Raw genomic sequence first — 22163 nt, forward strand, 5'->3', positions numbered from 1 at the left:
AGTATGGCTGAATCCTCCGAAAACAAAAGCGGCCGGGTCGAGCAGGGCGTCAAGCTGCGCGGTGCCGACAAGGTTGCCCGCATCCCGGTCAAGGTAATTCCGACGGAAAAGGACGACATGCTGCGCAAGCCCGACTGGCTGCGCGTGCGCATGGGCTCCAATGCGGAAGTGAAGCGGATCAAGGACAAGCTGCGTAAACACAAGCTGGCATCGGTCTGTGAAGAGGCCAGCTGCCCCAACCTGGGCGAGTGCTTCAGTCACGGCACCGCGACCTTCATGATCATGGGGGATATCTGTACCCGTCGTTGCCCGTTCTGTGACGTGGCCCACGGCCGTCCCAACGCGTTGGCGCCGGATGAGCCGCGCGAACTGGCCGAGGCCATTGCGGACATGGGCCTGAAATACGTGGTGATCACCTCGGTAGACCGGGATGACCTGCGTGACGGCGGCGCTCAGCACTTTGCCGACTGTATCCGGGAGACCCGAGAGCGTCTGCCGAGCATCCAAATCGAGACGCTGGTGCCGGATTTCCGCGGGCGCATGGACGTGGCGTTGGAGATCCTGGAACAGACACCGCCGGACGTGTTCAACCACAATCTGGAAACCGTGCCGCGTCTGTACCGCAAGGTGCGTCCGGGCGCCGATTATCAGTGGTCGCTGGATCTGCTCAAGCGCTACAAGGCGCTGCGCCCTGAAGTACGCACCAAGTCCGGCCTGATGGTAGGCTGTGGTGAGACCAATGAGGAAATCATCGAAGTGATGCACGATCTGCGTGCCCACGATGTCGACATGATCACCATCGGTCAGTACCTGCAGCCGAGTCGCAACCACCTGGCGCTGGACCGTTACGTGACCCCGGACGAGTTTGCCGAGTTCGAACGCATCGCCAAGGAGATCGGCTTTACCCACGTGGCCAGCGGCCCGCTGGTGCGTTCCTCCTACCATGCCGACCTGCAGGCCAAGGGCGAAAAGGTTGGCTGAATAACAGTGGATTGACCCGTATCGAAAAAGCGCCCTGTGGCGCTTTTTTTGTGGCCGCGACAATTGCGGTTTCACATCGGTCGCCTTAATATTAGACTTTTCTTAATTAAAGTTCGGGGAAGGTATAATGAGTGCCAATAAGCGTGTTGCCGTCAATGCCGAAATGCGGGAAGGTTTTCTGGTCAGTGCCGATATTCGTGGCCATCAGGTCAAGATCGATCAGCCGGAAGCGGCGCATGGCCAGGATCAGGGACCAACACCGTTGGAATACTTCCTGTTCTCCCTGAGCGGCTGTATCTGTACCATCGGCCGTATTGCCGCCATGCAGCGCAGAATCGAACTGCGCGGCATGAAGGTCAGCGTAGAAGGCGATTTCAACCCGGCCGGCCTGTTGGGCAAGCCCAGTGACGACCGGGTCGGGTTCCAGAATATCCAGGTATCGGCCGAAATCGATGCCGACCTGAGCGATGAAGACAAGCAAGCGTTTCTGGACGACATCTGTGCCCGCTGTCCGCTGCACGATAACATCAAGTTGGAGACCCGGGTCACCCACTACCTGATGGAGCCCGGCTGCATTGCCTGAGTTGCATGCTTATTCGGCGGGCGGGATCTCAAGCATGAAGGTGACCGGCCCGTCGTTGAGCAGCTCGACCTTCATGTCGGCACCGAAGCGACCGGTTGCGACGGGCGCGTGCCACTGGCGCGCCTGGTCGACGAAATAGTCATACAGGCGCTCACCCTCGGCCGGGGTGGCACCGGTCGAAAAGCCGGGCCGCAGGCCCTTGCGGGTATCGGCGACCAGGGTGAACTGTGACACGACCAGCAGGCCGCCGCCAGTGTCGTTCAGGCTCAGGTTCATGCGGCCTTCGTCATCGGCAAACATGCGGTACTTGAGTACCTTCTGCAGCAATTTGTCGGCCGTGGCCTCGGAGTCACCTTTTTCCACGCCCAGCAGCAGCAGGGTGCCACCTTCGATCTGGCCGGTGATTTCGCCGTCGACCGTCACGCGGGCATGCTGGACCCGCTGTATCAATCCTTTCACGTCAGCTCCTTGGCTCAGGCACTCTGGGCGGCAAACTCGTCGGTTGCCTGAATCAGGTTGTCGATGATGCCGGGTTCAAAGGCGGAATGACCGGCATCGCGCACAATATGCAGCTGGGCCTGAGGCAACGCCTGTTGCAGGGCCCAGGCCTGTTGCAGCGGGCAGACTACGTCATAGCGGCCATGTACGATGGTCAGCGGGATATCCTGCAGGCGCGGAGCATCGCGCAGGATCTGGTTCGGCTCCAGAAAGGCCTTGTGGATAAAATAATGGGCTTCGATGCGCGCCATGGCCAGAGCGAAGTGCGGGTCCGCGAAATGATCCACAATGCCCGGATTCGGGTCGAGCGTTGAACAGCGTCCTTCCCACACCGACCAGGCCTTGGCCGCCTGCATCTGGGCCAGTTCGTTATCGGACGTCAGGCGACGATAGTAGGCAGCCAGCAGATCCTGGCGTTCGGCCGGGGGAATGGGAGCCAGATAGTCCTGCCAATAATCCGGGAACAGCGCGCTGGCGCCCTGTTGATAAAACCAGTGCACATCCTCGTCCCGGCACAGGAAAATGCCGCGCAGAATCATCCCCAGCACCCGCTCCGGGTGGGCCTGTGCATAGACCAGGCTCAGGGTAGAGCCCCAGCTGCCGCCAAACAGCAGCCACTGGTCGATGCTCAGGAATTCACGAATGCGTTCCATGTCGTCAACCAGGGCCTGAGTGGTATTGGCGTCAAGCTCGGCATGGGGCGTGGAGCGACCGCAGCCACGCTGGTCAAACAGGATGATGCGGTAGCGCTCCGGGTTGAAGAAGCGGCGATGGGCCGGGCCGCAGCCGCCACCGGGGCCACCGTGCACGAACAGGACGGGGATGCCGTTGGGGTTGCCGCATTCTTCCAGGTACAGGGTGTGGCCGCCGTCCACATCCAGGCAGTATTCGTGGTTGTGGCTGATCTCGGGGTAGAGGGTGCGCATGGCGTCTCTCCTTCAGGGGCTGGGTTTGTCAGTATATCGACCCGGCTGCAGGCCGTGAACAGGCCCGCCCCGATGAGTTTCAGTCCAGAATGATGTGTGGCAGAAAACGCGACAGGTCCTGAGTGATCCTGTGGGTATCTTCACGGATGGAGATGCCGGCCGGCTGATCATTTACCAGCCAAGCGCCGATCAGGGTATGGTTATCCCCAAAGCGGGGCAGTGGGTGGTACTGCTGCACGATGTAGCCTTCCGCGCCGTAGGGCCCATCGGCCGCTGCGGTTATCCGGCCGTTGTGGATAATCTGGATATTGGCGCCTTCGCGTGAAAAGATCGGCTTGCGCACATGATGGCTCAGTGACGTGGCGGCTGGGTCATCCTCGAAATAGGCCGGCAACAGGTTAGGGTGACCGGGAAACAGTTGCCACAGCAGCGGCAGCAGTGCCTTGTTGGACAGAATACTTTTCCACAGCGGTTCCAGAAAACGGGTCGAACTGTCGATCACCCGTGGACCATAGTCCTCGCGCAGCATGAATTCCCAGGGATAGAGCTTGAACAGCCAGCGAATGGGAACAGCCTGCAGGTCGACAAAGCGGTTGTCGCTGCGCAGCCCGATTTCATCCACATGCAGAAAGCGGGTGCGGATGCCGGCCTGTTCGGCGCAGTCCTGCAGGTACTGGACGGTGCCGCGGTCTTCCACCGTGTCACGGCAGCAGCTGACATGCAGGTCGGTGCCGGGATAGCGCGCCGCCAGGGTGGCAAAGCGGTCGATCAGCAGTTCCTGCAGGGCATTGAACTGGTCGGCACGGTGGCTGATGATGCCACGGTCGACCTGCTGTTCCAGCCACAGCCACTGCCAGAAGCCGGTTTCATACAGGCTGGTTGGGGTGTCGGCGTTGTTTTCCAGCAGTTTGGCCGGCCCCTTGCCGTCATAGGCCAGGTCGAGCCGGCTGTACAGGCTGGGGCTGCCGGCGAACCAGTCGCGGGCGATAGCGTCGTGAAAGGCCGGTGGAATGCAGAAGCGCTCGAGCAGCTGCTCGTCGCGTACCACCCGATCCACCACTTCCAGGCACATCTGGTGCAGCTCGGCGGTGGGGTCTTCCAGATCCTGCTCGATCTGGCGCAGGCTGAACTGATAACAGGCCGACTCATCCCAGTAGGGCTCGCCGTACAGGGTATGAAAATGAAAACCGAACTCACGGGCCGTGGCCTGCCAGTCCGGGCGTTCCGCCAGGGGCAGTCTCAGCATCAGCCGCCCCAGGAAGAGGACGATCGGCTCGAGACCGTCCGCCCGAAGCCACCACGCCCCATGACACGGGCACTGCCCTTGGTGGGTTGAAGCTGGCTTTTGCTGATGTCTGCCTTGCGCTGGTAGGTATTGCCCAGCAGAGCGCCGTCAGCGGTGCTCCAGCGGTTATAGGCGGGCGAGTAGCGACGCTTGCTGCTGGTCAAGCCACGGGGGCGGTCAAAGTCCAGATCCAGCTCGGTGTCACTGCCGTTGTTCAACAGCATGAAGCCGGTCATGATCGGGATGAAATGCTGTGACAGCGGCCGGCAGCTGCCATCGCCGAAATCATATTCACAGTCACTCAGGCGAGGGTAGCGTGGCGCCTCGTTGCGCCACTCGCGCAGGGCATCCTGGTAGGCAATATTGCATTGGGCCTGTTCGGTCGGGTTGTCGTCTTCACACTCGTTCAGGTTGGCGTAAATGCGTGCCTCATCCGAGCTGCAGCCCTTGAGCACGAAGGCACCACCAGCCACGACCGCGCCGTATTTGATCAGGGTGCCCAGCGAGGCCTTGCCCTGCTCCTTGCGCATCCGGCCAATATCAATTCGAGAACGTTTCATCCTTGCGCATTCCTGATCAGTAGGTCATGGAGGCGGCATTGAGAATGCCGATCGCGATGGACGTTGCGCCCAGTACCAGACCGGCCGGTACTTCATCAGCTTCAATGCGCCGACTTATCTTGGGCATGAACAGACGCACGATCAGGTAGGCGACCAGCTGAGCGATCAGCGCGACCAGCGCCCAGACGCCAAAATCGACCAGTGAAATGGAGTTGCTGGCGGCACTGCCTAGAGCGATGGCGAAGCCAATAATGGTGCCCGACAGCGCACAGGCGGCAGCGGTGTTCTTGTCCTTGACCAGCTTCCATTCATCGTGTGGCGTGATCAGGGTGTAAACCAGCTTGAACAACATCAGTGCGATCAGTGACAGCAGAAAGTAGAGCGCAAAGGCACTCAAGCCGCTGAGCAGCGGAGCAATGGCGTCCATGCAAATTCCTCGGAAGGTTGAATAGGACCGTTATGATAAAACCGCCAAGATGAAGGGTAAAGGGCGGTGGTCCCGCGAGTCTGCTCAGGGTGATGGGCGCAGACGGCGCTGCAGGCCCAGCAGAAAGTTGCGCAGAACCTGGTCCTTGCACTCGCGGTAATGCTTGTTGCCAGGCTTGCGGAAAAAGGCGCTCAGCTCGTGCGGACTCAGGCAGAAAGACGCTTCTTGCAGAATCTGCAGAATATCGTCGGATGTCAGATTGAGGGCGATCTTCAGCTTCATGAAGATCATGTTGTTGCTCAGGCGCTGTTCCGGCTCGGGCTGGGGGCCGTCGCGCCGTCCCCGACGGCTGTTGATCAGGCCGTTGAGAAAGAGAGCCAATTCGCGGTCATGGAGGGCAACGGCGGCGCTGTCATCGTCCTTACGCAGCCAGTTGACGACCTGTTGCTGGGACACGGCATGATCGGCGGCGGCAAACGTCGCCACCATGGCGGCATCGCTGAGGTCCAGGGTGTAGCGCAAGCGGCGTAGAATATCATTGTTGTTCACGGTGAGTTCCGGTTGTGATGAGCACGGCTGCAGACAAACAAAAAGGCCGGGGCATATGCCACCGGCCTTGTGTATCGACAGATGAAGCGATTACTTTTTGTTGGCGCGCTTGCGCTCGTTTTCTTTCAGCAGCTTCTTGCGGATACGGATGTTTTCCGGTGTTACTTCCACCAGCTCATCATCTTCGATGAAATCCAGCGCCTGTTCCAAAGAGAACTTGATCGGCGGGGTCAGGACGATGTTTTCATCGGTACCGGAGGCGCGCACGTTGGTCAGCTGCTTGCCCTTGGTCGGATTAACGACCAGGTCGTTACTGCGGCTGTGGATACCCAGGACCATGCCTTCGTAGACTTCGATGTTCGGGTCGATGAACAGGCGGCCGCGTTCCTGCAGTGTGAACAGGGCGTAGCCCAGTGCCTTGCCGTTGACCATGGAAACGAGCACACCGTTGTGGCGGGATACGACATCACCCTGCTTGACCGGGCCGTAATGGTCAAATACGGAGGTCATGATGCCGGTACCGGAAGTCATGGTCATGAACAGGCTGCGGAAACCGATCAGGCCGCGGGACGGCATCATGAAGGTCAGACGGACGCGGCCCTTGCCATCCACTTCCATGTTGGTCATGTCGGCGCGACGTTTGCCCAGTTCCTCGATCACGGAGCCCTGGTGCTCTTCTTCCACATCGATCATGACAACTTCGTACGGCTCGTGGATTTCGCCGTCCACTTCTTTCTGGATAACTTCCGGACGGGACACACCCAGCTCGAAGCCTTCACGGCGCATGGTTTCGATCAGCACGGACAGGTGCAGCTCGCCACGGCCGGAGACGCGGAATTTTTCCGGCGTGTCGCCGGGCTCGACGCGCAGCGCCACGTTGTGGATCAGTTCGCGATCCAGGCGGTCCTTGATGTTGCGGCTGGTAATGAACTTGCCTTCCTGACCGGCAAACGGCGAGTCGTTGACTTGGAAGGTCATGGAAACGGTGGGCTCGTCCACGGACAGGGCCGGCAGCGCTTCAACGGTATCCGGATCGCACAGGGTGTCGGAGATATTCAGTTCGTCCAGACCGGTGATGCAGATGATGTCGCCTGCCTGCGCGGAGTCAACTTCAACGCGCTCCAGACCGTGGTAGCCCATGATCTTGAGGACGCGGCCGTTGCGCACCTTGGCATGGCTGTCGACGACTTTGACCGGAGTGTTGGTCTTGACGCTGCCACGCGATACGCGACCCACACCGATGACACCGGTGTAGCTGTTGTAATCCAGTGCGGAAATCTGCATCTGGAAGGGGCCTTCGGTATCGACGTGCGGGGCATCAACGTGCTTGACGATCGCTTCGAACAGCGGCGCCATGTCATCGGCCATCTCGTCCGGGTCGTTACCGGCAATGCCGTTCAGGGCGGAGGCGTAGACCACCGGGAAGTCCAGCTGCTCGTCGGTGGCACCCAGGTTGTCGAACAGGTCGAACACCTGATCCATGACCCAGTCTGGACGCGCGCCCGGACGGTCGATCTTGTTGATGACCACGATCGGACGCAGGCCGCGGGCAAACGCCTTCTGGGTCACGAAGCGGGTCTGCGGCATGGGGCCATCCTGAGCATCGACCAGCAGCAGTACACAGTCGACCATGGACAGTACGCGTTCGACCTCGCCACCGAAGTCCGCGTGTCCCGGAGTATCGACGATGTTGATGCGGTAGTCGTTCCAGTTGATCGCGGTGTTCTTTGCCAGGATGGTAATGCCGCGCTCACGCTCCTGATCGTTGGAGTCCATGATGCGCTCGGCACCTTCGTCGCGGCGGCCCAGTGTGCCGGACTGCTGCAGCAACTTGTCAACCAGGGTGGTTTTACCGTGGTCAACGTGGGCGATGATGGCAATATTTCGGAGGTTATCGATCACGCGTAGTACCTTGTGATGTGTTAAAGGACGGGATTATACGGAAGGGCGCGGTAACAATCGATCATTTAGTGACCGTCAGCGACGATCGGCGATTATTGCGCCATATCTGGTGCGTATTGGCGCGCCGCCGTGCAGTATTTGCTGGCCAGCCTTCGGTAGTGGCGACTGTCCGGTTGCCGTGTCAGGGCCGCTTCATAGCGCTGACAGCGGTCAACAAAGGTATTGGCAGCCTGCTGTCGGCACAGCCGATACATGTAGCTGTCGCCAGGATAGTTATAGCACAGGGTATCCAGCCGAATAGTGCCGTTGCGTTCCAGCCACTTGGCCGGAAAGCGTTTGGCATATTCGTCCAATGCCTCGCTCGCGGGGAGCGTGGGTGATAACAGCAGCAGACACAGCAGACAGTAACGCATGTTTGCAGGCAACCCTCACGGCAGCATAATCCAACGCCGTGCAGGGTACTCCGCTGTCGGCATGATTTGAAGCACATTGGTGTGCAGTATTCGTCATATGGTTGCACTATTATAGGGTGTCAGGTGCGTACCCTTGGAATTTTGGATGGGTTCTTGCACCAAGTTGGTGCATTGAGGGTGTTGAATGCGCTTTTTTGGTGCTGCATGGGATTCCAGTGCGCATGCGTGTACAGTAAATCAAGTACTTAGCCGATTGTTAAAGCTGGCACAGCCCTTGCTTTAGTATTCGTAAACCGGTTTCCGGATCCTAATGTAAAGAGGTTTGCGCGGGCAAACTGATAACGAGTGGGGATAGCCAAATGTCAGAGAAGACTCTGAATCTGATCAAAGAAAGTGGCGCAAAGTGGATCGACATGCGCTTCACCGACTTCAAGGGCAAGGAACAGCACGTCACCATCCCGGTCACCGACATGGGCGACGACTTCTTTGAAGAAGGCAAGATGTTCGACGGTTCTTCCATTGCGGGCTGGAAGGGCATTGAAGAGTCCGACATGATCCTGCTGCCGGATGACAGTGCGTCCGTGCTGGACCCCTTCGCAGAAGATGCTACCGTTATCGTTCGTTGCGACATCATCGAGCCGGCGACTGGCCAGGGCTACGAGCGTGACCCGCGTTCCGTTGCCAAGCGTGCTGAAGAATACCTGAAATCTACCGGTATTGCCGATTCCGCCATGCTGGGTCCGGAGCCCGAGTTCTTCGTCTTCGACGGTGTCGAATGGCATGCCGATATCAGCGGCTGCGGTTACAGCATCCAGTCCGAAGAAGCCTCCTGGGCGTCCAACCACAAAATCGAAGGTGGCAACACCGGTCACCGTCCGCGTGTGAAGGGCGGTTACTTCCCGGTTCCGCCGATCGACTCCCTGCACGACCTGCGTGCAGCCATGTGTGATGCAATGGAAGCCATGGGCCTGACCATCGAAGTGCATCACCACGAAGTGGCCACGGCTGGCCAGTGCGAAATCGGCGTGCGTGGCAACACCCTGGTGGCCAAGGCGGACGAAGTTCAGATCCTGAAGTACTGCGTACACAACGTGGCCCATGCCTACGGCAAGACCGGTACCTTCATGCCCAAGCCGCTGGTGGGTGACAACGGTTCAGGCATGCACGTGCACCTGTCCATGTCCAAGGATGGCGCCAACATCTTCGCCGGCGACGGCTACGGCGGCCTGAGCGATACCGCGCTGTACTACATCGGCGGTATCGTCAAGCATGCCAAGGCGCTGAACGCGCTGTGTAACCCGTCCACCAACTCCTACAAGCGTCTGGTGCCGGGTTTTGAAGCCCCGGTCATGCTGGCTTATTCCGCCCGCAACCGTTCCGCGTCCCTGCGTATTCCGTACACCACCAGCCCGAAGGCACGTCGTGTTGAAGCGCGTTTCCCAGACCCGGCTGCCAACCCGTACCTGTGCTTTGCCGCACTGCTGATGGCTGGCCTTGACGGTATCCAGAACAAGATCCACCCGGGTGACCCGGCTGATAAGGATCTGTACGACCTGCCGCCGGAAGAAGCCAAAGAAATCCCGACAGTGGTTGGTTCCCTGACCGAAGCGCTGGACGCACTGGAAGCCGATCGCGAGTTCCTGACCAAGGGCGGCGTGTTCACTGACGACATGCTGGATGCCTACATCAAGATCAAGCGTGAAGAAGTGGCCAAGGTTAACATGACCACGCACCCGGTCGAATTCGACCTGTATTACTCCGTTTAAGTCACGGAGCGGGCATCAAGAGGCTTCCCCCGGGAAGCCTTTTTTATGCCCGGGCACAGGCCGGGCCATGCCCCATAGCAGTGCATAACAGCCGTTTTTCCCGAGTTGCACTAAAATGGTGCGTGCGGGACGCCAACCTGCGCCCTCGTTGCAGTGCCGCTGGTGGAAAAGCGGGTGGCCAAAGGGGGCGCTTTTCTTGCCTCATTATTTTCATTCATTCAGGTGAACGAGACCTTATGACGCATTCTCAGTCGCATAAACAGATACTGGATAACCTCACCGGGGCCGTACTGCTGCTGGATGGCCAGCTGTGTATCCAGTACATGAATCCGGCGGCCGAAATGCTACTGGAAGCGACGGTGCGTCGGCTCAAGAGTCGTCCGATCGAAGACTGGCTATCCTCCAGCGAAGAAGAGCTGGCGGTGCTGCGTCAGTCCCTGGCCAGCGGCCACCCCTACAGCAAGCGCGAGGCGCGCCTGGTCACCCAGACCGGTCAGGAGTTGACGGTGGACTACAGTGTCAACCCGATTCCCGATGCCGGCATTTTACTGGAGATCCAGGCCCGTGATCGCCTGATTCGCATCGAACGCGAGGAAGAGCTGCTAACCCGGCATGCCAGCGCACGCATACTGGTACGCGGGCTGGCACACGAGATCAAGAACCCGCTGGGTGGTATCCGCGGGGCGGCGCAGCTGTTGGACCGAGAGCTGGACCGGGACGAGCTGCATGACTATACCCGTATCATCATTGATGAAGCCGACCGGTTGCGCCATCTGGTGGACCGTCTGCTGGGTCCGCACAAGTTGCCAACCATTGAGCCGGTCAATATTCACGCTGTGCTGGAGCACGTATGTAGCCTGGTGACCGCCGAAGTGGGCGGGCGCATCAAAATCGTACGTGACTATGATCCCAGCATCCCCGAGTTCAACGGCGCCCGCGGGCAGCTGATTCAGGCGGTGCTGAATATCATCCGCAACGCCATGCAGGCACTGGAAGAGGCCGAAACCTCGGCGCCGCAGATCACCCTCAAGACGCGTGCTCTGCGCCAGATTACCCTGGGGGCCGAACGCCACCGGCTGGTGTGCAATCTGGAAATCACCGACAACGGCCCGGGCATCCCTGAAGAGATCACCGATACCCTGTTCTATCCCATGGTCAGCAGTCGAGCGCAGGGGTCCGGTCTGGGGCTGTCCATTGCCCAGTCGATCATGAACCAGCACCGGGGGCTGATCGAGTTCACATCCGAGCCGGGCTGTACCCGTTTCAATTTGTTCATACCTTTGGAGCCAAGCCATGACACAAGCCGCTAATGTCTGGATCGTCGACGACGACCGTTCCATCCGCTGGGTACTGGACAAGGCGCTGTCCTCGGCCGGGCTGGTGACCGAAACCTTCGACAATGCCGCCGACTTGCTGCATCGGCTGGAGCGCCAGGTGCCGGATGCCGTGGTCAGTGACGTGCGCATGCCCGGTATGGATGGTCTGAAGCTGCTGGAGCAGCTGCATGACGATCATCCGGAGCTGCCGGTGATCATCATGACCGCCCATTCCGACCTGGACAGTGCCGTGGCATCCTATCAGGGCGGCGCCTTCGAATATCTGCCCAAGCCCTTCGATGTTGACGAGGCGCTAACCCTGGTGCAGCGGGCCGTGGCCCATGCGCGGGAGCAGAAGGCCAGCAGCATTGAACTGCCGGTGAGCGAGCAAGCCACGGAAATCATCGGCGAAGCACCAGCAATGCAGGAAGTGTTTCGTGCCATCGGTCGCCTGGCGCACTCCAATATCACCGTGCTGATCAACGGCGAGTCGGGCACCGGCAAGGAGCTGGTGGCGCATGCACTGCATCGCCATAGCCCTCGTGCCAGCAAGGCCTTCATCCCGCTGAACATGGCGGCCATTCCCAAGGATCTGATCGAATCCGAGCTGTTCGGGCACGAAAAGGGGGCGTTTACCGGCGCCGCCGCCAGCCGGCACGGCCGCTTCGAGCAGGCCGATGGCGGCACCCTGTTTCTGGACGAGATCGGTGACATGCCCGCCGACACCCAGACCCGCCTGTTGCGTGTGCTGGCGGACGGTGAGTTCTACCGGGTCGGGGGGCATACACCGGTGAAGGTGGATGTGCGCATCATTGCCGCGACCCATCAGAACTTGGAGCAGCTGGTGCGCGAAGGACGCTTTCGCGAAGACCTGTTTCACCGCCTGAACGTCATTCGCATTCATATCCCGCGCCTGAGCGAGCGGCGTGAGGATATTCCCCGGCTGGCGCGCCACTTCCTGGCTAGCTCGGCGGAAGAACTGGCGGTGGAGCCCAAGGTGCTGAAACCGGAAACGGCCGCGTTCATGTGCGAGTTGCCCTGGCCGGGCAACGTGCGTCAGCTGGAAAATACCTGTCGCTGGCTGACCGTCATGGCCTCCGGTCGCGAGGTGCTGATCTCCGATCTGCCGCCCGAACTGCTGTCGCAGCCGCAGGAGGCACCGGTGGTGTCCGGCAGCTGGCAGGACGGGCTCAGGGCCTGGGCTGATCAGCAGCTTGGCTACGGTGCCGAAGGCATACTGCAGGAAGCGGTGCCCGCCTTCGAGCGGGTGATGATCATGTCTGCGCTCAAGGCCACGGCCGGACGCCGTCGGGATGCCGCCCGTCTGCTGGGCTGGGGGCGCAATACCCTGACGCGCAAGATCAAGGAGTTGCAGCTGGATGACAGCGGCCTGGCAGATGATGAGGGTGACGATTGAGCCCTGACCGGTATAATGACGGGCCGATGGAAGGAGGCCCTCATGCTGGACCTGGTGCTGTATCAGCCCGAAATACCCCCCAATACGGGAAACGTCATCCGCCTGTGCGCCAACACGGGCTTTCGTCTGCATTTGATCGAACCGCTGGCGTTTGAACTGGATGACAAGCGCCTGCGCCGTGCCGGTCTGGACTATCACGAATGGGCGCAGGTGCGGGTCCATGCCGACCTGGACAGTTGCCTGGCGGCACTGCAGCCACGGTGTGTCTGGGCCCTGAGCACTCGGGCACAACAATGCTACAGCCAGGCAGACTTTGCCGCTGGTGATATGCTGCTGTTCGGACCTGAAACCCGTGGGTTGCCTGATGAAGTGCTGGCCCGCTGTCAGGGCTTGCGTCTGCCGATGCGGGCCGACAGTCGTAGCCTCAACCTGTCCAATGCCTGTGCCGTGGTCGTGTATGAAGCCTGGCGCCAGCTCGACTTTGCCGGAGCCGTGATATAGTGACTGATCGTGTTAAGACCAGGAAACCCGGGCTGATGCAGCATGTAATGATTTTGACCCGTCTGACTCCCCAGTCGACCCGTCTGGGCCGGGTCGATGAATTGATTGGCGTCACCTCGGATGGGCGCAGTGTACTGGTGCGCAGCGAACCGGCGCAGCGGGTCAACGTGGCCCAGCTGCAACACCAGCGCACCCCTCTGATACTGCTGTGTGATCAGATTCAGGATACGGCGGTGGCCGATTTTCAGGTGCCGCCCCAAGCACTGGTCAGCATTATTCCCCTGCCGGCGGATGAAGTAGATATGCTCTTGCGTGAAGGACGTGAGCAACTGCTGCTGGATGAAATCCGTGCCCAATTGGCGTAAGGCTTAACGGCTGTCGGTGTTGCGGCGGCGTTGCTGCAGGATAAAGTGGGCCAGTGCATCGGCCTGTTCCAGACTGAGCTGACTGAATACCGGCATGTCATGGTGTCTGCGTGGATAGCCCCGGGTGATCAGAAGGCTGATCTCGTGTCGTTTCAGAGAGGTTGAGGTCAACGGCAGCTGTTCCAGAAACGGCCCCAGCCCTTTCTGCTGGTGACAGTTCCGACAGTAGTAGTCATAGAGCTCATCGCCACGGGTGAGGGATTCCGGTGCCGGTTCGCCACAGCCGCCGAGCAGTGCCACCATCGCCGTCAGCAGCAGCTTCCGCGAAACAGACGGCAGGCGCCACACGCTCAGTTGACCGGCGCCGGCAGGTTGAGGTGGCAGCCCGAGAGCTCCAGGGTCAGTGCCGACAGCAGCAGCCAGGGATCTGCCCGCAGCTGCCCCTTGATGGCCTGGTCGATGTCGTGGCAGATCACCAGCATCGCCTCCAGTTGTCGGGCCGGCAGGCTTTGGCTGGCCTTGCGCACCAGCGCCTTGCGCTTGCCCCAGATCTTTTCCCGTTGACACAGACTGTCATAGGACTGGCCATTGGCGAGGCCACGCTGTACGTTGAGCAGAGTGCGGATTTCACGGCTCAGGGCCCAGAGCACCAGCGTCGCCTCCACGCCCTCCTGGCGCAAGACCAGCAATACCTTTTGGCAGCGAGCCGGATCCTTCTGCAGCAGGGCGTCACTGAGGGCAAAGATATCGTAGCGTGAGCTGTCCGCTACGGCTTCGATCACCTGTTCCACGTCGATGGTCCTGTCGGGGTACAGCAGACTGAGCTTGTCCAGCTCTTGGCGTGCCGCCAGCAGATTGCCCTCGATGCGGCTGCACAGCAGCTGCGCCGCATCCGCTGTCAGTTCCAGTCCCAGTGTGCGGGCACGCTGATTCAACCAGCCCGGCAGCTGATCCTGGTCGATCGGCCAGACTTCAACCACCAGCCCGGCCTTTTCCACCTCCTTGAACCAGGCGCTTTTCTTGGCCCCGGCATCCAGGCGATCGGCCATGATCAGCAGTGCGTTGTCGGGAGCGGGATCATCAAGGTAGCGCTGCAGCAGTGCGCTGGCCTTCTTGTCCAGCTTCTGACTGCCCAGGCGCAGTTCGATGATCTTACGTTCGGCAAACAGTGACAGGGCGTTGGCACTTTCGAGCAGGCTCTCCCAGGAGAAGCCGCTGTCCACGTGCATCACCTCGCGTTCGGTGAAACCGGCTTCGCGCAGCCAGTGCCGCAGGCGGTCACAGGCCTCGGCATGCTGCAGCGGTTCATCCCCCGTGACCATATACACGGGGAGGGGTGACGTTTGCCGCTTGAGCTGGTTGGCCAGTTGCTCGGGTTTGGTTTTCATGCCCGTGCCATTATGAGCTGGCCTTGAGGCTCAGATATTGGCGCACCATCTGCTGGGCCAGGTCCTGCTGCATCTGCTGCCGGATCAGGCCTTCCTGTGAGGTGCTGGCGGTGATGTTGTCCGGGTCGTTGGTGTAGACTCGCTCCGTTACCAGCACCCGTTCCGGGATCAGAACCCGGTTGTCCTGCTCGCGGTCGAGCACGCGGAAACGCACTTCCGAGCGCAACTCATACTCGGCGGCATCGGCGTTGCCGGTCAGCGTGGCCGTACGCTGGGTGTGGCGCTCGCTGATGATCTCCAGCCGGTAGCGGGCGGCCGCAGTGGCCGCGATACGGCTGGTGGCCAGCGCCCGGCGCAGTTCTGGCTCAAACCGGCTAGGCTGTTTCTGGACCACCAGCGTCACCTGACGCAGCGCTTCGGGGACATCATGGAGCCCGCGCAGCTTGAACCCACAGGCACTGAGCGCAATGCTCATTACCAGCGCCAGCAGTGGCAGTGTCAGGCGAGTACGCATGCGGGGCTCCTTAACCGACCACCAGGTTGAGCAGCTTATTGGGCACGACGATCTTCTTGCGAATGGTCTTGCCTTCCATATGCTTCTGTACATTTTCGCTGGCCAGCGCCGTGTGCAGCACCACATCTTCGTCCGCATCGGCCGGCACCGTGATCTTGGCGCGGACCTTGCCGTTGATCTGCACGACCAGTTCAACGCTGGCGCGGGTCAGAGCGACTTCGTCTACCTGCGGCCAGTCGCAGTGCAGCAGATCATCGCTGTGGCCCAGCTCACGCCACAGTTGGTGGGTCATGTGCGGTACGATTGGCGCCAGCAGGCGGATGGCAGCTTCCAGTGCTTCACGGGTGACGGCGCGGCCCTGATCGCTGACATCAACGAAACGGCCGATGGCGTTGGACAGCTCCATCACCGCGGCGATAGCGGTGTTGAAGGTCTGGCGGCGCTCCATGTCGTCACTGACCTTGGCGATGGTTTCGTGCACCTTGCGGCGCAGGTCGCGTTGCTCGTCGTTGAGGGCATCCACATCCAGCGCCGGGCAGTCGGCACCGCTCTGCAGATGGTCGTGTACCTGTTTCCACAGGCGGCGCAGGAAGCGGTGGGCCCCTTCGACACCGGAATCCAGCCATTCCAGCGACTGCTCCGGCGGCGCGGCGAACATCATGAACAGGCGCACGGTATCGGCACCGTAACGGTCGATCATGATCTGCGGGTCGATGCCGTTGTTCTTGGACTTGGACATCTTCGACATGCCGTCGTGATTCAGTTCACGGCCTTCGGCATCGGTGGCGCGGATCACGCGGCCCTTGTCGTCCTTCTCGATGGTCACATCGGCCGGCGAGATCCACACCTGGCCGCCTTTTTCATCTTCGTAGTAGAAGCTGTCGGCCAGTACCATGCCCTGGCACAGCAGGCGCTTGAACGGCTCGTCGGAATCGACCAGGCCTTCGTCACGCATCAGCTTGTGGAAGAACCGCGAGTACAGCAGGTGCAGGATGGCGTGTTCGATACCGCCGATGTACTGATCCACTGGCAGCCAGTGGTTGGCCTGCTTGGGATCGAGCATGGCGTTCGGATTCATGCTGGCGTAGCGGGCGTAGTACCAGCTGGATTCCATGAAGGTGTCGAAGGTATCGGTTTCGCGCTCGGCGGCGCCGCCGCATTTCGGACAAGCGGTATCGATGAACTCGCGCATCTTCTTGATCGGCGAGCCGGAGCCGTCGAACTCCACGTCGGTCGGCAGTACCACCGGCAACTGGTCTTCCGGCACCGGCACGGCGCCACAGCTCTGGCAGTTGATCACCGGGATGGGGGCACCCCAGTAACGCTGACGGGACACACCCCAGTCGCGCAGACGGTAGTTGATGGTGGTGCGGCCTTTGCCCTTGCGTTCCAGTTCCTTGGCGATCGCCTTGAACGCCACCTCGAATTCGAGATCATCGAAATCGCCGGAGTTGATCAGGGTGCCCTTCTCGGTGAAGGCTTCCTGCTCCAGGTCGACCACCACGTCAGGATTGGTCGGGGCGATCACCTGCTGAATCGGCAGGCCGTACTTGCGGGCAAACTCCCAGTCACGCTGGTCGTGGCCGGGTACAGACATCACCGCGCCGGAACCGTAGTCCATCAGCACGAAGTTGGCGGTCCACACCGGTACGGTCTTGCCGGTCAGCGGGTGTACCGCTTCGATGCCCAGCGCCATGCCTTTCTTTTCCATGGTGGCCAGATCGGCTTCGGCGACCTTGGTGTGACGGCACTCTTCAATGAAGGCGGCCAGCTCCGGGTTGTTCTCGGCGGCTTTCAGTGCCAGCGGATGCTGCGCGGCCACGGCCACGTAGGTCACGCCCATCAGGGTGTCCGGGCGGGTGGTGAACACTTCCAGCTCGCCGTAGCCGTCAACGTGGAAGTTCAGTTCCACGCCTTCGGAACGGCCGATCCAGTTGCGCTGCATGGTCTTGACCTGCTCCGGCCAGCCATCCAGCTGATCCAGATCGTCCAGCAGCTGATCGGCATAGTCGGTGATCTTGAGGAACCACTGCGGGATCTTCTTGCGCTCGACCAGGGCGCCGGAGCGCCAGCCGCGGCCGTCGATTACCTGCTCGTTGGCCAGTACGGTCTGGTCCACCGGGTCCCAGTTCACCTCAGCTTCTTTTTTGTACACCAGCCCTTTTTCCATCAGGCGGGTGAAGAACCACTGTTCCCAGCGGTAGTACTCCGGGTGGCAGGTGGCCAGTTCGCGATCCCAGTCATAACCGAAACCCATCTGCTTGAGCTGGTTGCGCATGTACTCGATGTTTTCGTAGGTCCACTTGGCCGGCGGCACGTTGTTTTTCATCGCCGCGTTTTCGGCGGGCAGGCCGAAGGCATCCCAGCCCATCGGCTGGAGTACGTTGCGGCCCTTCATGCGCTGATAACGCGAGACCACGTCACCGATGGTGTAGTTACGAACATGCCCCATGTGCAGTCGACCGCTGGGGTAGGGGAACATGGATAGGCAGTAGAAGGGCTCGCCGGCGGCGCTCTCGTCAGCCTTGAAGCTGTCCTGAGCTTCCCAATGTTTCTGTACCTGGGGTTCGATATCCTGGGGATTGTATTGTTCGTTCATTGTGGTCGGTTGCAACTCGTTGGTAGCTGAAATGCCGGTAGGCGCCTCCGCGAGCGGGGCGTGATGGCCGGCAGCCGAAAATGGGATGAATGGCGCATAGCATACAATATTCGCTCAGCTGTCAACAGAGTGTGGCACGCCGGTGACGTCATCTTCCTGACATATGACTGTCGTAATCTGTTGCCAGTCAATCGGAGGCGCCAGTGGTATCGGCACCCCGTCACCGTCAGTGCCAGGGATGAAAGTCAGCGTGAATACGACATTTTTTGATCTGCTGTGGCAGCTCAAGCAGGAATTGGAAAATCGTGGCTGTGAAACCATCGACATGCCGGTTTTCATCGATGACCCGGATTACCGCCGCCGCATCCTCGAATCGGTTGATTTGAAAACGCTGAACCCGGCCTATCGCCAGATTCTGCCTGAACTGCTGGATGGCCGGGTGCTGGATATCACGCGTCAGGTGCGTCGCATTCCGCATGTCAGCAAGCCACGCAACGGGGGGCCGGTGCACACCCTGGAAAGTGCTCGTAAAGGGCCGGGTGTGCTGACCGGTCTCTTCATCGTGCTGATGCTGCTGGTCGGGGTGGCTGGATTGGTGGAGCTGACCGGTGACCGGGTCGTATCTGATCTGATTAGCAGTGCCGGGCTGCAGGGGGCGGCGGAGACATCTGAACCGACGACGTCGCCAGTGGCCCAGACAACGCGGGGGACAACCCAGGCACCGCCTGCCGTCTCTGTGCCGCCGGAGGAAACCCTGTTCCGTCTGCATGGTTCCAACACCATTGGTGAAACCTTGGCACCGGCACTGCTGAAAGCCTTCTGGCAGCAACAGGGGGCACAGGGGCTGCGGGTCGAGCAGGGAGCGGTCGAGGTCGAGCGCGATATCCTGTTCTCCCTGCCCGGCCGTGAAGCGCTGCAGCGCATCGAACTCAAAGCCCATGGTTCCAGCACCGGTTTCAAAGGCTTGCTGAGCCGCGAAGCTGATCTGGCGATGGCTTCGCGCCGCATCAAGGATAAGGAGAAAACCCGCCTGGCGCCATTGTACGGTGATCTGAGCTCCGTGCGCACGGAGCACGTGGTGGGCATGGATGGCCTGGCTATTATCGTGCATCCGCGCAACCCGATCAGCAGCCTGAACACGGCGCAGCTGGCTCAGTTGTTCGCCGGCAAAATCCGCAACTGGAAGCAGCTGGGCGGACCGAATCAGGCGGTGCGCCTGTACAGCCGGGATGAAAACTCCGGCACCTGGGATTCGTTCAAGAGCATGGTGCTGAAAAAACATGGCGTGACGCTGGCCGATACGGCGCGCCGCTTCGAGTCGAGCATGGAACTGTCCGATCGCGTCAGCCAGGAGCCGGGGGCCATCGGCTTTATAGGTTTGCCCTATGTGCTGCGTGCCAAGGCGTTGGCGGTCGCGGATGAAGCGGGTGCGCTGCCGGTTTTTCCGACCACCTTCACCGTCTCGACCGAGGACTATCCGTTGACCCGCCGCCTGTACATGTACGAGCCGATGACGTTGGCACTGGATAGCCCGGCACACCGTTTCATCAACTTCGTGACCTCGGAAGAAGGTCAGGAAATCGTGCGCAAGAGTGGCTTTATCTCGCAGAATATCCAGCGTATTCAGCCGGTATTGAGCGATGCGCTACCGCCGCGCTACCTGGATCTGACTCGAGGCGGCAGCCGCCTGTCGCTCAACTTCCGCTTCAACAGCGGCACTTTCGAGCTGGACAACAAGGCCCAGCGCGATCTGGAGCGCGTGATTCGCTTCTTCGAAAAGCATCCGGGACAGCGTGCCGTGCTGATCGGTTTCTCCGACAGCACCGGCAACCCGAGCCACAACGAACGCCTGTCGCTGCGCCGTGCCGAAGTGGTGCGTGACCAGCTGCTGGCGCGCGGCATCAACGTGGCCGAAGTGCACGGTCTCGGCGCGTTGGCGCCGGTGGCCTCCAACGCTACCGCGACCGGTCGCGAGCGCAACCGCCGCGTGGAGGTCTGGGTGCGCGGAACAGTGAGCGAACCGACGCAGGCCGGTCGCTGAGTACCGGCGCCATCCGGGCTGTCGTCTTGATCTGAGTCCTTCTGTCTCCGGCAATCGGCTATATACTGAAAGCATCTGTGCGATCGCCCCCTGCGGTCGCATGCGTGCAGGAGTTGTCGATGAGCAAGCAAGAACCGAAAACGCCCAAGCATTCCGAGTCCGCGCCGGCGGCCTATGACCGCATTCTGGAGCAACTGCGCCAGCGGCTGGACAAGGCCGGTGAGGTCAGCTGGGACTATCTGCAGGAACAGATCGAGGACGCGGCCGAGATGGAACTGGCGGCGGAAGAAATGACCCGTGACGAGGTGGACCTGCTCAAGGCCTACCTGCGTCGCGACCTCAAGCAGCTGGGTTACTACGCTCATGAAACCGGAGAAGGGGTGGCCGCTTGGCTGCACTTCGATCTGGATGTGCTGGAACAGAAGTTCAAGCAGAGCCTGCTCGACCTGGCGGACAAGACCCGGGTACAGCACGAGCTGCTGCGCGAACAGCTGGCACACGCCGAGGATCAGTATCTGGCGGGCGAGGTCAGTGCGCCCGGGACCCTGAGCTGTCTGCAGTGCGGAACCCGTCAGCAGCTCAAGGCTACCGACCGTATCCAGCCCTGCTCACACTGCGGGGCGGTGGTGTTCGCGCGCGTGTCGCGTCCCTGGGCGCCTGTAGGCCAGCAGTAACAGTAAACCGCTCAGCAGGGCAGCGGGCCAGAGTCCGAAGCGCTGCCAGGGGGTCAGGCCGGTCATCGGCGTAATGTGCTGACGCAGTGCAATGGCTGCGTCTACGGGTGCCTGGGCGGCAATGCGGCCATCGGGGCGTACAAAGGCCGTCAGGCCGTTGTTGGTGGCTCGGATCAGCCAGCGGCCGTTTTCCAGTGCCCGCATGCGGGCCAGTTGCAGATGCTGGTCCGGCGCAATGGAACGGCCGAACCAGGTGTCGTTGGAGACCGTCAGCAGCAGTTCACTGTCGACGGCCAGTGAACGCACCAGCCCCGGATAAGCGATCTCATAGCAAACCGCTGGAGCGATGGCCTGCTCCCCCAGCTGCAGGGGGGCGGTGTCGCTCAGAGGCAGGCTGAAACTGGACATGGGCAGGTTGAAGAAGTCGATCAATCCACGCAGCTGGTTCTCGAAGGGGACGTATTCACCAAAGGGCACCAGGCGCTGCTTGTGATAGATGCCCTGACCGTTGCTGAACAGTCCGATACTGTTGTGAAAGCGCTGTCCGTGCGGGCGTGTCGGGTCGGCTTCGGCGTAGGGAAAGCCGCTGATCAACGCGGTCCCGCGTGCATCGAGCAGGTCGAGGAAGGGCGTCAGTACCGGCGCAGCGCGCTCGAAGGTGGCCGGGATGGCGGTTTCCGGCCAGACGATAAGGTCGGCATCGGCCTGGGGCAGGCTGAGCGTAATCTGCTGCTGTAGAATCGCGGTCAGGTTGTCCGGCTGCCATTTGGCCAGTTGCGGAATATTCGGCTGTATCAGTGCTACATCCAGTGCAGCGTCTTCCTGTGGCCGGGTCCACTGGTTGGGCAGCAGTAGGGCCAACACCGCCAGCAGCGCGCCTGGCAGCAGGGGCAGCGGTTTGCGATCGAGCACCAGTCGGGCCAGACCGGTCGCCAGCAGTACCGTCAGCAGTGACAACAGCCAGACGCCGCCCACCGGCGCCAGGGTTTGCAACGGGGTGTCCAGCCAGGTGTAGCCCAGCAGCAGCCAGGGAAAACCGGTCAGCAGCCAGCTGCGCAGCCATTCGAACCCAACCCAGATCACGGCGAACAGCAGCCAGCGTTGTTGCACCAGCCCGGTTAGCCGGGCAAAAGCCCAGCCCTGGAGGGCAAACAGCAGCCCCAGAGCCACCACGAACAGGCCGGTCAGCAGGCTGGCCAGCGCGATCGAGGCATTGCCATAGGTATGAATACTGACATAGACCCAGGAAACGCCCGCGCCCCAGAAACCGGTGCCGAACGCCCAGCCGGTAAAGAAGGCGGTGCCGGGACGTTGATAGCGCTGCAGTCCATATAGCAGAGCCGGGCCGAGCAGGGCAAGAGGCCAGAGGTTAAACGGAGCCAGGGCGAGGGTGATACCGGCCCCGCCGGCTAGGGCCAGCAGGGCGGTCAACCAGCGGGGGCAGCGAGCAGACATGCT

The 22163-nt window shown here is 60.9% G+C and carries 22 protein-coding genes; 9 read left to right on the forward strand and 13 right to left on the reverse strand.

Features of this window, described 5'->3' with window-relative positions; translation table 11 throughout:
* Positions 1-3 precede the first annotated feature (3 nt).
* Positions 4-981 carry a lipoyl synthase gene (gene lipA, locus KTN04_RS03680; protein ID WP_217333866.1) on the forward strand — a complete coding sequence of 326 codons (978 nt, stop codon included), beginning with the start codon at positions 4-6 and terminating at the stop codon, positions 979-981.
* 127 nt (positions 982-1108) lie between these two features.
* Positions 1109-1564 carry an OsmC family protein gene (locus KTN04_RS03685; RefSeq protein WP_217333867.1) on the forward strand — a complete coding sequence of 152 codons (456 nt, stop codon included), beginning with the start codon at positions 1109-1111 and terminating at the stop codon, positions 1562-1564.
* A 9-nt stretch (positions 1565-1573) separates the two neighbouring features.
* Here the strand turns inward: KTN04_RS03685 and dtd are convergent, their stop codons facing one another.
* The 8 genes from dtd to KTN04_RS03725 form a co-directional block, all read right to left on the reverse strand.
* Entirely contained in the window at positions 1574-2023 is a 450-nt protein-coding gene (gene dtd / locus KTN04_RS03690) for a D-aminoacyl-tRNA deacylase (RefSeq protein ID WP_217333868.1), read from the reverse strand.
* Between the two features lie 14 nt (positions 2024-2037).
* Complete coding sequence (gene pip, locus KTN04_RS03695; protein WP_217333869.1) at positions 2038-2988, reverse strand: prolyl aminopeptidase; 951 nt, start codon at positions 2986-2988, stop codon at positions 2038-2040.
* Between the two features lie 79 nt (positions 2989-3067).
* Complete coding sequence (locus tag KTN04_RS03700; RefSeq protein WP_217333870.1) at positions 3068-4234, reverse strand: glutathionylspermidine synthase family protein; 1167 nt, start codon at positions 4232-4234, stop codon at positions 3068-3070.
* A complete protein-coding gene (locus tag KTN04_RS03705; RefSeq protein WP_217333871.1) occupies positions 4234-4833 on the reverse strand; it encodes a DUF1190 domain-containing protein in 600 nt (199 codons plus the stop codon). Before KTN04_RS03705 ends, KTN04_RS03700 begins: the two co-directional genes overlap by 1 nt.
* A 16-nt stretch (positions 4834-4849) precedes the next feature.
* Positions 4850-5260, reverse strand: coding sequence for a DUF350 domain-containing protein (locus KTN04_RS03710; protein ID WP_217333872.1), 411 nt, complete (start codon positions 5258-5260; stop codon positions 4850-4852).
* 84 nt (positions 5261-5344) lie between these two features.
* Complete coding sequence (locus KTN04_RS03715) at positions 5345-5809, reverse strand: YehS family protein (RefSeq protein ID WP_217333873.1); 465 nt, start codon at positions 5807-5809, stop codon at positions 5345-5347.
* A gap of 90 nt (positions 5810-5899) precedes the next feature.
* Entirely contained in the window at positions 5900-7711 is a 1812-nt protein-coding gene (typA, locus tag KTN04_RS03720; RefSeq protein WP_217333874.1) for a translational GTPase TypA, read from the reverse strand.
* A gap of 92 nt (positions 7712-7803) precedes the next feature.
* Positions 7804-8124 (reverse strand): hypothetical protein, encoded by a 321-nt coding sequence (locus KTN04_RS03725; protein ID WP_217333875.1) that lies wholly within the window; start codon positions 8122-8124, stop codon positions 7804-7806.
* A gap of 359 nt (positions 8125-8483) precedes the next feature.
* On the opposite strand from KTN04_RS03725, the gene glnA reads away from it, so the two are divergent.
* The 5 genes from glnA to KTN04_RS03750 all read left to right on the forward strand — a co-directional run bounded on the left by glnA (position 8484) and on the right by KTN04_RS03750 (position 13489).
* The gene (gene glnA / locus KTN04_RS03730) at positions 8484-9890 is read left to right on the forward strand and encodes a glutamate--ammonia ligase (RefSeq protein ID WP_217333876.1); all 1407 of its coding nucleotides are present in this window, start codon (positions 8484-8486) and stop codon (positions 9888-9890) included.
* 236 nt (positions 9891-10126) lie between these two features.
* Positions 10127-11200, forward strand: a complete 1074-nt coding sequence (gene glnL, locus KTN04_RS03735) for a nitrogen regulation protein NR(II) (protein WP_217333877.1) — start codon at positions 10127-10129, stop codon at positions 11198-11200.
* A complete protein-coding gene (gene glnG, locus KTN04_RS03740; RefSeq protein ID WP_217333878.1) occupies positions 11184-12623 on the forward strand; it encodes a nitrogen regulation protein NR(I) in 1440 nt (479 codons plus the stop codon). The genes glnL and glnG overlap by 17 nt, the downstream gene beginning before the upstream one ends.
* Positions 12624-12665: 42 nt before the next feature.
* Positions 12666-13124: a tRNA (cytidine(34)-2'-O)-methyltransferase gene (locus KTN04_RS03745; RefSeq protein WP_217333879.1), complete on the forward strand. Its 459-nt coding sequence runs from the start codon at positions 12666-12668 to the stop codon at positions 13122-13124.
* 35 nt (positions 13125-13159) lie between these two features.
* Entirely contained in the window at positions 13160-13489 is a 330-nt protein-coding gene (locus tag KTN04_RS03750) for a hypothetical protein (RefSeq protein WP_217333880.1), read from the forward strand.
* 3 nt (positions 13490-13492) lie between these two features.
* On the opposite strand, the gene KTN04_RS03755 is transcribed toward KTN04_RS03750, so the two are convergent.
* The 4 genes from KTN04_RS03755 to leuS are packed head-to-tail and all read right to left on the reverse strand — an operon-like array spanning position 13493 to position 17990.
* On the reverse strand, positions 13493-13837 hold the full coding sequence (locus KTN04_RS03755) for a c-type cytochrome (RefSeq protein WP_217333881.1): 345 nt from the start codon (positions 13835-13837) through the stop codon (positions 13493-13495).
* A 2-nt stretch (positions 13838-13839) separates the two neighbouring features.
* Positions 13840-14877 carry a DNA polymerase III subunit delta gene (gene holA, locus KTN04_RS03760; RefSeq protein WP_217333882.1) on the reverse strand — a complete coding sequence of 346 codons (1038 nt, stop codon included), beginning with the start codon at positions 14875-14877 and terminating at the stop codon, positions 13840-13842.
* Between the two features lie 10 nt (positions 14878-14887).
* Positions 14888-15391 (reverse strand): LPS-assembly lipoprotein LptE, encoded by a 504-nt coding sequence (locus KTN04_RS03765; protein WP_217333883.1) that lies wholly within the window; start codon positions 15389-15391, stop codon positions 14888-14890.
* A 10-nt stretch (positions 15392-15401) separates the two neighbouring features.
* On the reverse strand, positions 15402-17990 hold the full coding sequence (leuS, locus tag KTN04_RS03770) for a leucine--tRNA ligase (RefSeq protein ID WP_217333884.1): 2589 nt from the start codon (positions 17988-17990) through the stop codon (positions 15402-15404).
* Positions 17991-18240: 250 nt separating this feature from the next.
* On the opposite strand from leuS, the gene KTN04_RS03775 reads away from it, so the two are divergent.
* Entirely contained in the window at positions 18241-20031 is a 1791-nt protein-coding gene (locus tag KTN04_RS03775; protein WP_217333885.1) for a substrate-binding domain-containing protein, read from the forward strand.
* 119 nt (positions 20032-20150) lie between these two features.
* The gene (locus tag KTN04_RS03780; protein WP_217333886.1) at positions 20151-20705 is read left to right on the forward strand and encodes a zinc ribbon-containing protein; all 555 of its coding nucleotides are present in this window, start codon (positions 20151-20153) and stop codon (positions 20703-20705) included.
* On the opposite strand, the gene lnt is transcribed toward KTN04_RS03780, so the two are convergent.
* On the reverse strand, positions 20640-22160 hold the full coding sequence (lnt, locus tag KTN04_RS03785) for an apolipoprotein N-acyltransferase (protein ID WP_217333887.1): 1521 nt from the start codon (positions 22158-22160) through the stop codon (positions 20640-20642). The genes KTN04_RS03780 and lnt overlap by 66 nt on opposite strands.
* Positions 22161-22163: the final 3 nt, after the last annotated feature.

This window comes from Marinobacterium weihaiense (genome assembly GCF_019061305.1).
Taxonomy (GTDB): domain Bacteria; phylum Pseudomonadota; class Gammaproteobacteria; order Pseudomonadales; family Balneatricaceae; genus Marinobacterium; species Marinobacterium weihaiense.

Coding starts and splice junctions, on each gene's coding strand:
- KTN04_RS03705 (WP_217333871.1), bottom strand. CDS start 4,833: ATGAAACGTTCTCGAATTGATATTGGCCGGATGCGCAAGGAGCAGGGC.
- lipA (WP_217333866.1), top strand. CDS start 4: ATGGCTGAATCCTCCGAAAACAAAAGCGGCCGGGTCGAGCAGGGCGTC.
- holA (WP_217333882.1), bottom strand. CDS start 14,877: ATGAAAACCAAACCCGAGCAACTGGCCAACCAGCTCAAGCGGCAAACG.
- KTN04_RS03700 (WP_217333870.1), bottom strand. CDS start 4,234: ATGCTGAGACTGCCCCTGGCGGAACGCCCGGACTGGCAGGCCACGGCC.
- leuS (WP_217333884.1), bottom strand. CDS start 17,990: ATGAACGAACAATACAATCCCCAGGATATCGAACCCCAGGTACAGAAA.
- KTN04_RS03765 (WP_217333883.1), bottom strand. CDS start 15,391: ATGCGTACTCGCCTGACACTGCCACTGCTGGCGCTGGTAATGAGCATT.
- glnL (WP_217333877.1), top strand. CDS start 10,127: ATGACGCATTCTCAGTCGCATAAACAGATACTGGATAACCTCACCGGG.
- KTN04_RS03780 (WP_217333886.1), top strand. CDS start 20,151: ATGAGCAAGCAAGAACCGAAAACGCCCAAGCATTCCGAGTCCGCGCCG.
- pip (WP_217333869.1), bottom strand. CDS start 2,988: ATGCGCACCCTCTACCCCGAGATCAGCCACAACCACGAATACTGCCTG.
- glnG (WP_217333878.1), top strand. CDS start 11,184: ATGACACAAGCCGCTAATGTCTGGATCGTCGACGACGACCGTTCCATC.
- lnt (WP_217333887.1), bottom strand. CDS start 22,160: ATGTCTGCTCGCTGCCCCCGCTGGTTGACCGCCCTGCTGGCCCTAGCC.
- KTN04_RS03685 (WP_217333867.1), top strand. CDS start 1,109: ATGAGTGCCAATAAGCGTGTTGCCGTCAATGCCGAAATGCGGGAAGGT.
- KTN04_RS03750 (WP_217333880.1), top strand. CDS start 13,160: ATGCAGCATGTAATGATTTTGACCCGTCTGACTCCCCAGTCGACCCGT.
- KTN04_RS03745 (WP_217333879.1), top strand. CDS start 12,666: ATGCTGGACCTGGTGCTGTATCAGCCCGAAATACCCCCCAATACGGGA.
- KTN04_RS03725 (WP_217333875.1), bottom strand. CDS start 8,124: ATGCGTTACTGTCTGCTGTGTCTGCTGCTGTTATCACCCACGCTCCCC.
- glnA (WP_217333876.1), top strand. CDS start 8,484: ATGTCAGAGAAGACTCTGAATCTGATCAAAGAAAGTGGCGCAAAGTGG.
- KTN04_RS03710 (WP_217333872.1), bottom strand. CDS start 5,260: ATGGACGCCATTGCTCCGCTGCTCAGCGGCTTGAGTGCCTTTGCGCTC.